The sequence below is a fragment of the Puniceispirillum sp. (SeqCode) genome (genome assembly GCF_965657105.1).
Taxonomy (GTDB): Bacteria; Pseudomonadota; Alphaproteobacteria; order Puniceispirillales; family Puniceispirillaceae; genus Puniceispirillum.
In genome coordinates this window covers 1-11,350 of the sequence record NZ_CBFHNB010000068.1, presented here as the reverse complement: position 1 = coordinate 11,350, position 11,350 = coordinate 1, and the positions used below count along the sequence as shown (strand labels likewise).

Annotated in this window: 11 protein-coding genes and 3 tRNA genes; 12 read left to right on the top strand and 2 right to left on the bottom strand. The window is 46.7% G+C overall.

Annotated features, from left to right (window positions below; genetic code table 11):
- Positions 1-995: hypothetical protein (locus tag ACTF7Q_RS09195; RefSeq protein WP_438997541.1), on the bottom strand; the 995-nt coding region annotated here is incomplete at its 3' end.
- A gap of 203 nt (positions 996-1,198) precedes the next feature.
- On the opposite strand from ACTF7Q_RS09195, the gene ACTF7Q_RS09190 reads away from it, so the two are divergent.
- Together ACTF7Q_RS09190 and ACTF7Q_RS09185 are read left to right on the top strand one after the other, a co-directional pair.
- Positions 1,199-1,474 (top strand): exonuclease domain-containing protein, encoded by a 276-nt coding sequence (locus ACTF7Q_RS09190; RefSeq protein WP_438997540.1) that lies wholly within the window; start codon positions 1,199-1,201, stop codon positions 1,472-1,474.
- A 53-nt stretch (positions 1,475-1,527) separates the two neighbouring features.
- Positions 1,528-2,169 (top strand): GIY-YIG nuclease family protein, encoded by a 642-nt coding sequence (locus ACTF7Q_RS09185; protein WP_438997542.1) that lies wholly within the window; start codon positions 1,528-1,530, stop codon positions 2,167-2,169.
- Between the two features lie 58 nt (positions 2,170-2,227).
- Here the strand turns inward: ACTF7Q_RS09185 and ACTF7Q_RS09180 are convergent, their stop codons facing one another.
- Positions 2,228-3,001 (bottom strand): universal stress protein, encoded by a 774-nt coding sequence (locus tag ACTF7Q_RS09180; RefSeq protein WP_438997539.1) that lies wholly within the window; start codon positions 2,999-3,001, stop codon positions 2,228-2,230.
- Between the two features lie 139 nt (positions 3,002-3,140).
- Here ACTF7Q_RS09180 and ACTF7Q_RS09175 point away from each other — a divergent pair, with 139 nt between their 5' ends.
- From ACTF7Q_RS09175 to ACTF7Q_RS09130, 10 genes are all read left to right on the top strand, one after another.
- Positions 3,141-3,311 carry a hypothetical protein gene (locus tag ACTF7Q_RS09175; RefSeq protein ID WP_438997538.1) on the top strand — a complete coding sequence of 57 codons (171 nt, stop codon included), beginning with the start codon at positions 3,141-3,143 and terminating at the stop codon, positions 3,309-3,311.
- A gap of 275 nt (positions 3,312-3,586) precedes the next feature.
- Positions 3,587-3,663 (top strand) — tRNA-His (locus ACTF7Q_RS09170).
- Between the two features lie 116 nt (positions 3,664-3,779).
- A tRNA-Leu gene (locus tag ACTF7Q_RS09165) sits at positions 3,780-3,864 on the top strand.
- A 154-nt stretch (positions 3,865-4,018) separates the two neighbouring features.
- Positions 4,019-5,506 (top strand): trigger factor, encoded by a 1,488-nt coding sequence (gene tig / locus ACTF7Q_RS09160; RefSeq protein ID WP_438997537.1) that lies wholly within the window; start codon positions 4,019-4,021, stop codon positions 5,504-5,506.
- Between the two features lie 185 nt (positions 5,507-5,691).
- Positions 5,692-6,342 carry an ATP-dependent Clp endopeptidase proteolytic subunit ClpP gene (clpP, locus tag ACTF7Q_RS09155; RefSeq protein ID WP_013044995.1) on the top strand — a complete coding sequence of 217 codons (651 nt, stop codon included), beginning with the start codon at positions 5,692-5,694 and terminating at the stop codon, positions 6,340-6,342.
- Between the two features lie 190 nt (positions 6,343-6,532).
- Positions 6,533-7,795, top strand: a complete 1,263-nt coding sequence (gene clpX / locus ACTF7Q_RS09150) for an ATP-dependent Clp protease ATP-binding subunit ClpX (protein WP_438997536.1) — start codon at positions 6,533-6,535, stop codon at positions 7,793-7,795.
- Positions 7,796-7,902: 107 nt separating this feature from the next.
- Entirely contained in the window at positions 7,903-10,323 is a 2,421-nt protein-coding gene (gene lon / locus ACTF7Q_RS09145) for an endopeptidase La (protein ID WP_438997535.1), read from the top strand.
- A gap of 148 nt (positions 10,324-10,471) precedes the next feature.
- Positions 10,472-10,747 carry an HU family DNA-binding protein gene (locus ACTF7Q_RS09140; RefSeq protein WP_332923942.1) on the top strand — a complete coding sequence of 92 codons (276 nt, stop codon included), beginning with the start codon at positions 10,472-10,474 and terminating at the stop codon, positions 10,745-10,747.
- Between the two features lie 134 nt (positions 10,748-10,881).
- Positions 10,882-10,957 (top strand) — tRNA-Val (locus tag ACTF7Q_RS09135).
- Positions 10,958-11,078: 121 nt separating this feature from the next.
- A partial coding sequence (locus tag ACTF7Q_RS09130) for a hypothetical protein (protein ID WP_438997534.1) occupies positions 11,079-11,350 on the top strand: 272 nt, incomplete at its 3' end.

Here is an 11,350-nt window from a genome sequence, read left to right as displayed (position 1 = left end):
TGCCCAGACTCAAATCTTTCTTCTGTTATGTAGTCAATGGCAAGCCAAGGCCATTTTTCAGCGTGCTTTAATTTTGGACATTCGGTGTCATTGGTCATTACGACTTCGGGTAAAAGGACATCTGTATGGTAAAGAGCAGAATAAATGGTGTCTGAATAGTCGACTGGAACATGTTTTGGGTGAGGAATTAACGCTTTTCTTTTCCTTAATTTATCCTGCTCAGTTTCCCTGTTGTGCCATGTACAACTCTTAATCGCTTTGTGGCCAATACCCCCATTGCCAATGGATTGCATTGCCAGGTTGAAGATTTGATCTACAGCACTGTTCAATGTTAGTGACTTATGTTTTATCACCAGTGAATTAGCTAGATGACCTGGTGAATTTGTTGATAACAATACGCCGCCAGGTACACGTCGGTCATGGTTTAATGTGCTGTGAGCAGAAGAATAGAAAATATTAACACCAGCTTTAAAAATTCCTAAACCATCACCAGACCCTAGTGGTATTGCCTCAGTATAAATTACATCACTTTCTATTGGGGTATGCTCAATCAGATATAACTCACAAATTCTTTTGCATACTTCGAGAAATTCAAAACTAGGCTTTGCAAGAACTAATCGTACATCGTTCAACATTATCAAAAAACCACTAGAAAGTCCTTCGCTGGCTAAATCTTTCCAGTCGCGTCTGGCCTGCTGGATTTTTTCGCGTAAATGGTTATCACCTTCATTGATATCTGTCGAAGTGATCCAGCAGATATTATAGTTAATGCCTTTTGCGCTTCTTGCACCCATGCGTCCAAAAAGGCAAGGTTGATAGCGTGCGACCCAATTTAAAAAACTTATGCAAGATTCATCGGCGCTAGATGATGGATGAAATATTTCCTTGTTCGCTAAGTCAATATCATCTCCAAAACTTTTTTCTCGTGGGTGTAAATCAAGGTCATCTAAAAGGTCTTTAAGCTCTAGATTGGTGTTTTTAGTTTCAATTAGCATGATGCCCCCCCATCAAGACCTATATAATAGTTGTCGCATAGGCTAGCACAAGAAAACCCTGCTAAATAAGCAAATAATATCAATGGTTTATATTAAAAGTATCTAATATTAAGGTTTCACGTGAAACATTGTGCTTGTCTTTTTATGCGAGCCAGGCACCATCCGCTTAATATGATTGCGTTCTGCGAAATACCTGCGTTAGGATGAATGGTCTGATCATCATATCTGGAGGGGGATGCAACCAGCCAAAATTGCAACCAGCCACGATGCCACTTGCCACGATGCCACTTGCCACCATGCCACTTGTCACCATGCCACTTGCTGAGGTGTCGCTTGTTTCGCTTGATCTGGAAACGACCGGGCTGAAACCGCAAACTGACCGGATTGTGCAGATAGGCGCCATTGATGTCGCCACGACTGTCTTGGATGATCGGGGTGGGGATCAAGCTGTTTCATGGATCGACCCCTATCCCTATTAACACCGGACTCGTGAAATCATGCTGACCGAGCCGGTTATTATAAGTGGTGTCTTATTGAGGGGAGACGCGTTATCTCAATTATATATGTTCTGACCAATCCCGCCTTTGAAGGTTATGTAAAGATAGGTAAGACAGCCAATCTCAAACAACGCTTGCGAAATTTGGACAACACCTCAGTTCCACTTCCTTTTCGCTGTGAATATGCAAGTCATGTAGCTGATATGAATACAGTCGAAAAACTTCTTCACGATGCGTTTGGTGACAGGCGTGTCCGTAATAATCGGGAATTTTTTGAAATCGATCCGCTCCGCGTTATCTCAGCATTAAAGCTAGCTGGCGGTAAGGACGTTACCCCAACGGATGATGTAGCCGAGGATGAAGCGGGTGTGCGGGCGATGAATGAGTCCAAGCCCATGCGTAAACGATTCAAATTTTCTATGGTTGATATTCCCATAGGCAGTATTCTGACTTTTTCAAAGGATCCGCAATATACAGCTGTTGTCCATGACGACACCAAGATAATGTTTGAGGGGCAATCCTCAACGCTTAGCGGTTCTGCGTTAGATATAATGACTCGGTTGGGTCTTAAATGGAAAGCTGTTCAAGGTGCGGCTTTTTGGATGTTTGACGATGAAACACTGTCAGAACGTCGCAACCGGATGGAGCGTGAGGCAGAGGAAGACGTCGCCGAGTGATCAGGCCAGATTGTGCACAGTGCCTGTTTCACGCATTAATCCGCAACTGTTTCAGGCATTAATGCGCAAATAGAATAGGTGCCCGGCATTCGGTGCGCATGGTTTCGGTAACGCCCCCAAAAAGCTTTTCCAGAGTCATTGAAAAGCCATAAGCGCCCATAATCACAAGATCGCTATTCTGGGCTTCCTTGAGAATCATCTGGGCGGTGTTTCGATCACGGCTAGATTCGATGTTGATATTGGCACTGATATCATGGGCTGCCAGATAATTGGCGATATCGCGTGATAAATTAGGTGCATCGGGATCCGCCAATATGACATCAACTTCGGTGAAGCGGCTCAATAGTGGCATGGAAGCGCGTAACGCCCGTCCTGCCTGCGCCGAGCCATCCCATGCGATCAGGCAACGACCAGATAAATCGACTATCTTGGTTTGTTCGGACAGCTGGATGGTCGCGCTGATGCCTGCTGATGCCAAACGCGGTGCCGACAATGGTGGCGCAACGATGGCTATGTCAACATAGGGCGACAGTTTTGGCCATTCATTCAGGATAAAGCCATGAATGCCAAACCATTCATGCGCGACATCATGTTCATCACAAATCGCTTTGAACGCATCGCCACAGCGTTTGAGGTTTCTTTCGGCATTATCAATCGATACCGTCACCAAGCTTACGTAACTTGCACCACCTCCAGAGTAATATTCCATAGTGTCTTCAGTGGCCGCAATGCCCACAAGAGGCACATCGAGTTTTTTGGCGATTTGACAGGCAAGACTGATTTGCCTCTTGGGCATATCAACCGCCGTCGTCATTACAAAAGCGAGTTTCATTTGTATCCTCCATTGCTAAGCGTTGGTTCCATGAGAACACAAAACAACAAGGCAGAAATTGATTTCGATCAATGTTTGAACTCGTGACCTCCATTAATCTTTCATTATTGGCATTGAGACTTAAAAAGGAGACGACATTATGCGAGGGGATATTCTATATCTGTTGTTGGTGATCAGCGCGTTCAGTTTGTTTTTTGCCGTTATATTATGGTTGCAGGTGACCGATGCCCGCCATCGTCGAGATCAGGCCAGCGTTAATGTGCCAGCCGATCCAATGCCTAGACGCACAGTTAAAGTGAAAAAATCATAGTTTATAATCTGCAAGCGTGACTTATGTGATGTATTGCTTTGGTGGTGATATTTTGCTTTGGTCACAAAACCACATCTTTTCCCAAAGGATGTGCGCCACAAATGCGCCAAAAGAATGCCTCGACTTGACGCTTATGCGGGGATTTGGATGGTAAGCTTCGTCTAATTCAACAAAATTTGTAAATTCTGGCTAAATTCTGCGCGGCAACGATTGACGCCAGCTTTGAAGGTGGTTAAACATCCGACCGGTGTTGCATTTATTGCAAACCGCCGATGGCGGGTGTAGCTCAGTCGGTTAGAGCGCCAGTTTGTGGCACTGGAGGTCGCCGGTTCAATCCCGGTCACTCGCCCCACACCCACTTTTGGGTTGGGGTGCCTCGGAAACTTATAGTTTCGGCTTGCCGGAACATGACGATAATAGACTACCGTGCTATTTACCAGTAGCCGGACATTAATCAGCTTGTGTTATGCGGGCGTGGCGGAATTGGTAGACGCGCTGGTTTTAGGTACCAGTGGCGAAAGTCGTGGGGGTTCAAGTCCCTCCGCCCGTACCACAAGGCTGAACAGACATAGATAGAGCATCATCCGCCTGCCTTTAAACATACACGAGACAGGGCCACTAGGGTGATCAGGTAACAAATTAAAGAGCAAATATCCGATTTCATCTAGGGCGGATTTTGATCTAAATGAGAGGGAAGCACCTGTTCGATGAATATTGCTGAAACCAAAAGCGAAGGTCTGGTGCGCGAATTCGCCATTACGATTACTGCCGCCGATATCGAAACCGAAACACAAGCCAAACTTGCCGAAATTGCCAAAACCGCAAATATGCCAGGTTTTCGCCCAGGCAAGGTGCCGATGGCTGTTGTAAAAACGCGCTTTGGTGCGCAGGTTCAAGGTGATGCAATCAAAGCTGCGCTTGACGAAGGTGCGCGCAAAGCTGTTGATGATAATGGCCTTAATCTGGCTAGCCAGCCATCAGTGGATATTAAATCCTATGAAGAAGGTAAGGATCTTGAAGCGGTATTTACCTGCGAGATTATGCCTGAGATCAAAATTCCTGATCTGAGTAAATTGTCTATCGAAAAACCAGTCTTGCCTGTTGACGAAGCTCAGATTGATGAGGCGCTGACCACGATTGCTGGTGAGAATCGCCCAAGTGTTGAGGTGGCTAAGCCACGTGCCGCCAAAAAGGGTGACATTGTCGTCATTGATTTTATTGGCAAGATTGACGGTGAACCGTTTGACGGTGGCGCTGCCGAGGGTCATTCGCTGGAACTTGGCTCAAATAGCTTCATTCCAGGCTTTGAAGATGGTTTGATCGGCGTTAAGCCAGGTGAAAGCCGCGATGTAAATGTGTCGTTCCCTGAGGATTATCAAGCTGCGCATCTGGCCGGCAAAGCTGCCGTGTTTGAAACCAAAGTTACGGCAATGCGTGAGCTTGGTGAGGCAAAGGTCGATGAAGATCTGGCAACACGCCTGGGCTTTGAAACAATCGATGCGCTTAAAGAAGCTGTGCGTGAGCAACTTGGTGCCCAGCATGCAACCGCTTTGCGTCAGGCCGTGAAAAAGAACGTTCTTGACGGCCTTGCTGATGGTGAAGCCTTTGACGTGCCACCATCTTTGTTCAAGCAAGAATATGAGTCAGTGGCCCGGGCGATGAATCCTGCCGCGTCTGAACATGATCATGATCATGACCATGACCACGATCATGACCACGCCCATCCTGCTGCTGATGAAGGTATGGACGACGATGCGAAAGCCGAAGCCAAGTTAGTGGCTGAACGCCGTGTCCGTCTTGGTCTTTTGCTGACCGAAATTGGTCGCGACAGTAAAATCGAAGTGACCGAAGCCGATACCCAGCGTGCTGTTATCGAAGAAGCGCGACGCTATCCGGGACAAGAGCAGATGGTAATGGAATATTTCCAGAAAAACCAACAAGCTCTGCAACAGCTGGCTGGTCCTATCTTTGAAGATAAGGTTATCGATTATATCCTTGAGCTGGCGAAAGTGACTGAAGTTACAACTGATGTCGATACGCTGTATAAAGCCCCTGAAGAGGTAGCCCCAACCAAGAAAGCGGCTAAAAAGTCTGCCAAGACATCAGCAGCTAAGAAGCCAGCTGCCAAAACGGCGGTGAAGAAAACAGCGGCTAAAAAGGCACCTGCCAAAAAGGCGGCTAAGAAGAAGTCATAATTATATAAAGTCTGCCGCCTTTAAAGCGGTTGATTTTGGCTATATTAGCGCAAGCGGGTTCAATATAATCTTGAACCCGCTTCTTTATTTCCCATATAGTCTAAGTCTATGTCGGTGCCAGCCGACCCTAATTATCTTATTAGCTTGACGAGCCGCAAGCAACTCATCCAATGCAGGAGACTATAATGCGTGATTATGAAGTAGCTAAATCGAACTTTGACCCGATGGCTAATCTGGTGCCAATGGTGGTAGAACAGACTAACCGTGGCGAGCGTTCTTATGATATTTTTTCGCGGCTTCTCAAAGAACGTATTATTTTCCTGAATGGTCCGGTTGATGATACCACGGCCTCGCTTGTATGCTCGCAGTTGCTGTTTTTGGAGTCTGAAAACCCAACCAAAGATATTTCGATGTATATCAATTCGCCAGGCGGTATTGTGACTTCTGGTCTGGCGATCTATGACACGATGGAATATATCCGCCCCGACGTATCAACAGTATGTATGGGTCAAGCGGCGTCAATGGGCTCGCTATTATTGATGGCTGGTGCCGCAGGCAAGCGCTATTCATTGCCAAATGCACGGATCATGACGCATCAGCCATCAGGTGGCTTCTCGGGTCAGGCAAGTGATATTGAAATTCACGCCAGGGAAATTCTTGATTTGCGCAAGCGTCTTAATGGCATGTATGTCAAGCATACTGGCAAGACCCTGAAAGATGTTGAGAAAATCATGGAGCGCGATACTTTCATGACAGCCGAGGATGCTCAGAAGTTCGGTTTGATCGATGAAGTTGTAGAGAAGCGCCCAGCCGGTAAAGATGAAAAGGCGTCATAGACTGAAAGATCGTAAATGTGGCTTTTTGGCAACAAACTGTTTAATTTTGAATTATAGGCACGGTTTTTGCGGGTGATAGCCAGATTTAAATTGTAACTGTGTGTAAGGCAGTTTTAAACTAACGTTTGTAATAGCTGGAAAAAGGCCATATTGGTCGCTTCAGCGCCAGAGTATCGTCAGGAGCCGTCAGATGGCAAAATCAGAAGATAGTGATAAAAGCACGCTTTTCTGTTCTTTTTGCGGGAAAAGCCAGCATGAAGTTCGTAAACTCATTGCCGGACCAACAGTCTTTATTTGCGATGAATGTGTCGAATTATGCATGGATATAATCCGTGAAGAGCATAAAACCGCATTGTCCAAAAGCCATGACGGTGTGCCAACACCAGCTGATATCCTCGACGTGCTTGATGGTTATGTCATTGGTCAGTCGCGGGCGAAACGCGTTTTGTCAGTAGCTGTGCATAATCATTATAAACGCTTGGCAAATGCAGGCCGCACAGGCGATGTGGAAATTTCAAAATCAAACATCCTGCTGGTTGGCCCAACAGGTTGTGGCAAGACTCTATTGGCGCAGACTTTGGCGCGGATGCTTGACGTGCCATTTACTATGGCTGATGCCACAACATTGACCGAAGCTGGTTATGTTGGTGAAGACGTTGAAAATATCATTCTCAAACTGCTACAGGCTGCCGACTATAATGTTGAACGCGCCCAGCGTGGGATTGTCTATATTGATGAGGTCGATAAGATCTCACGCAAAGCAGATAACCCGTCAATCACCCGCGACGTATCAGGTGAAGGTGTGCAGCAGGCGCTGTTGAAAATTATGGAAGGCACGGTTGCATCAGTACCACCACAAGGTGGCCGAAAGCATCCACAGCAGGAGTTCCTTCAGGTTGATACAACCAACATCCTGTTTATCTGTGGTGGCGCGTTTGCCGGACTTGATAAATTGATTGCAGGTCGTGATACAGGTGCTGGTATTGGCTTTGGTGCTGATGTGCGTGATCCAGACGATCGCAAGATTGGTGAACTTCTAGGGTCACTGGAACCAGAGGATCTGATCAAATTTGGTCTTATCCCTGAATTTGTTGGCCGTCTGCCGGTGATCGCAACGCTTGAGGATCTTGATGAAGAGGCCCTTATCCGTATCCTGACAGAACCGAAAAATGCGCTTGTAAAGCAATATGAAAAGCTGTTTGAGATGGATGATGTCCGTCTTGAATTCCGTGATGATGCTTTACGAGCTGTAGCAAAAAAAGCGATTGCGCGTAAAACTGGCGCGCGTGGTTTGCGCTCGATCATGGAGAACATCCTTATGGAACCGATGTTTGATATCCCGACTAGTGGTGATATCGAAGAGGTGGTCATCAACAGTGATGTTGTTGATGGTGGTGCGCAGCCGTTGGTTGTTCATGCTAAAAAATCCAAAGAGGCTGATAGTAGCGCTTAAGGCCGCATTTCCGTCACCATAACCTTGAAATTAGTGCTGTACTGCCCATATGGAATTGGCAGGCAAGACGTCTGTGTGAACAAATTGATCGCCGAGGAATTTAGCTAATGTCAGACAAAGCTTTAATTGCGCTACCTATATTGCCATTACGTGATATCGTTGTATTTCCGCATATGATTGTGCCGCTTTTTGTTGGTCGCGAAAAATCTATCAAGGCTCTTGAAGCCGTAATGGCTGAAGAAAAGCAAATCATTCTGGTGACGCAGACTGAAGCGGATATAGAAGATCCAGATGCCGCTGGATTACATCGTGTTGGTACCGTTGGATCGATTCTGCAACTTTTGAAACTGCCGGACGGCGCTGTTAAGGTGCTGGTTGAGGGCGGTGACCGCGTTGAATTGAACCTTGATAGTTTGCGTGCGCAGGATGGTTTTCTGACTGTCGAAGCCTTGCCTATGGAACAGACTGGCGATCTTGGTGCTGATACCGAAGCGCTGGCCGCAACAACGGTTCAACAGTTTGAACAGTATCTGAAACTAAATAAGAAAATTGCGTCGGAAGTGTTGAATGCGATCGAACAGGTCGACGAAGCTGACAAAATTGCAGATATGATCGCGTCACATCTATCCGTCAAGATCGACGAAAAACAGGAATTGCTGGAAATTCTGGACGTTCATGAACGGCTGGAAAAAGTGTTCGGTGCGATGGAAACCGAAATAGGTGCCTTGCAGGTCGAAAAACGCGTGCGCAACCGGGTTAAGCGCCAGATGGAAAAAACCCAACGCGAATATTATCTCAATGAGCAGATGAAAGCGATCCAGAAGGAATTAGGCGATGGCGAAGATGGTGGTAATGAGCTAGATGAGCTTGAAACCCAGCTAGCCGATTTGAAAATGCCGAAAGCGGCACGCGAAAAGGCAAATGCCGAGTTGAAAAAGCTGCGCAATATGGGCCCTATGAGCGCCGAAGCAACCGTTGTGCGCAATTATCTGGATTGGATGCTGGCGTTACCTTGGAAAAAGTCAACGCGCCTTAAAAAGGATATAGTTAAGGCGCGCGAGATTCTTGACGCTGATCATTATGGGCTGGACAAGGTCAAGGATCGCATCATCGAATTTCTGGCTGTTCAGCAACGTACGCGGAGCATGAAAGGCCCTATTCTGTGCCTTGTAGGTCCGCCAGGCGTTGGTAAAACTTCGCTAGGCAAGTCGATTGCACGGGCAACTGGGCGTAAATATGTGCGCATGGCGTTAGGCGGCGTTCGCGATGAAGCCGAGATCCGTGGTCATCGTCGCACCTATATCGGGTCAATGCCAGGTAAAATTGTTCATGGCATGAAGAAGGCGGAATCAAACAACCCGCTGTTTTTGCTAGATGAAATTGATAAATTAGGTGCTGACTGGCGTGGTGACCCGACATCCGCATTGCTGGAAGTTCTGGATCCGGCACAAAATAACAGTTTTGCAGACCACTATATGGAAGTTGAGTTCGATCTGTCGAATGTGATGTTTGTCACAACTGCCAATACGCTAAATATGCCACAGCCGCTGATGGATCGGATGGAGATTATTCGTCTGTCTGGTTACACTGAAGATGAAAAGTTGGAAATTGCCAAGCGGCATCTGATCAACCGCCAGCTTGAAGATCACGGGTTGAAAGATGGTGAGTTGTCGATTTCTGACGATGCGATACGCATGATGGTTCAACGCTATACGCGTGAAGCTGGCGTCCGTAACCTAGAACGTGAAATCGCCAAAGTCGCGCGTAAAGCCGTGACATCAATCGTAAGTGGTGATTCTGTATCGGCGACTGTCACAGCGGCGAATTTGGATGACTATCTTGGCGTGCCTAAATTCCGGCATGGAGAAATTGAGGCCGAGAATCAGGTTGGTGTCACCACTGGTCTGGCCTGGACCGAAGTGGGTGGAGAATTGCTGCAAATTGAAGCGGTTCGTGTGCCTGGCAAAGGTAAAGTTAGTGCGACAGGTAAATTAGGCGATGTGATGAAGGAATCGATTCAGGCTGCTGAATTCTTTATCAAGTCACGGGCAGAAACATATGGCATTGATCTTGCGGATCTGGCCAAGCATGATTTGCATGTTCATGTTCCCGAAGGCGCGACACCCAAGGATGGGCCATCTGCAGGTGTTGCGATGGCAACGTCAATCATCTCGGCAGTTACAGGCATAGCTGTGCGCCGGAATGTGGCAATGACGGGCGAAATCACCTTACGAGGGCGGGTGCTTCCCATTGGTGGTCTTAAGGAAAAGTTGCTGGCCGCCCTTCGCGGTGGTCTCACAACGGTTTTGATACCCAAAGATAATGAAAAAGACCTTGTTGAAATTCCAGATAATGTCAAAGAAGGTCTGACAATCATTCCTGTCGCCATGGTCGATGAAGCCTTGTCAGCGGCGCTTGTCGAAGAACCATTGCCCATGTCGATTACAGGTGCATCGAATGCTGAAACCCAAGCGGCTGTGAAATTACCTGATGCAGGTGAAGCGAGCGACGATATTGTTGCTCATTAAGCCTTATTTTAGTCTGTAGCGGGTAGTTTAACTGCAATTTTTCTATATTTTTGACTGATAGGCGCGTTTTTATTTGGTGTTTCGGTGCATTAATGTGTTAATTTCGCTGAATATATAACAACTAACACCACCAAAGAGGGGGGTTCCCATGAACAAAAATGATCTTGTTTCTGATGTTGCTGAGTCATCTGGTTTGACAAAAGCTGACGCAGGTCGCGCAGTTGATGCTGTTTTTGAAAGTATCCAGGGCGCATTGAAATCAGGTGGCGATGTAAGAATTGTTGGATTTGGTACTTTTTCTGTTGCGCATCGCGCCGCCACAACTGGCCGTAACCCAAGAACGGGTGAAACCATCCAAATTAAAGCATCAAAGCAACCCAAGTTTAAAGCGGGCGCTCCTTTGAAAGAAGCAGTTAACAGCTAATTTTGTGTATCTTTTTCAACGCCGACCTTATATAAAGGTCGGCGTTGTCATTGGCGGTTTACCTTGTTAAACCTTCAGTGATGATGACTATAAACGTTACTGATAGAATCCGGCTTCTTCCGGGGTCTTGCCATGGGTGCTTAGCTCAGCTGGGAGAGCAATTCGTTTACACCGAATAGGTCGGGGGTTCGAGCCCCTCAGCACCCACCATCCCCCACCACCCCTTTGGTAAATATCGTCACAGTTTTGACTTTTGGCCGTACCACAGGCATTGACCATTGATAATGTTTCGCTAGTCTAGTGTGGTATTATCCTTGTTAAGGCTGTGTTTATGCGTGTTTTTATTCCGTTATTAATTATTACTGTTAGCTTGTTACCGTCATTAGCATCTGCCCATCAATGCAAGCTGGAGAATGGATCAACTGAGGCCATTCTGGTTTATAATAGTTGTAAGGCTGACCTTGCGGCAGGAATTTCCCAACATCAATCAGATGCCCGAAAGCCAAGAAGCGCGCGCGAACTGGCGCTTGAAGATGAAAATATTCAGTTAAGACAAAAGCTTGGTACTATAAGAAATAGTTTATTAGGTATACTGAAAAAGTT

Excerpts from the sequence above, each read along its gene's own strand:
- ACTF7Q_RS09190 (WP_438997540.1), top strand. The coding sequence starts at position 1,199 with ATGAATGGTCTGATCATCATATCTGGAGGGGGATGCAACCAGCCAAAA.
- ACTF7Q_RS09180 (WP_438997539.1), bottom strand. The coding sequence starts at position 3,001 with ATGAAACTCGCTTTTGTAATGACGACGGCGGTTGATATGCCCAAGAGG.
- ACTF7Q_RS09175 (WP_438997538.1), top strand. The coding sequence starts at position 3,141 with ATGCGAGGGGATATTCTATATCTGTTGTTGGTGATCAGCGCGTTCAGT.
- tig (WP_438997537.1), top strand. The coding sequence starts at position 4,019 with ATGAATATTGCTGAAACCAAAAGCGAAGGTCTGGTGCGCGAATTCGCC.
- clpP (WP_013044995.1), top strand. The coding sequence starts at position 5,692 with ATGCGTGATTATGAAGTAGCTAAATCGAACTTTGACCCGATGGCTAAT.
- clpX (WP_438997536.1), top strand. The coding sequence starts at position 6,533 with ATGGCAAAATCAGAAGATAGTGATAAAAGCACGCTTTTCTGTTCTTTT.
- lon (WP_438997535.1), top strand. The coding sequence starts at position 7,903 with ATGTCAGACAAAGCTTTAATTGCGCTACCTATATTGCCATTACGTGAT.
- ACTF7Q_RS09140 (WP_332923942.1), top strand. The coding sequence starts at position 10,472 with ATGAACAAAAATGATCTTGTTTCTGATGTTGCTGAGTCATCTGGTTTG.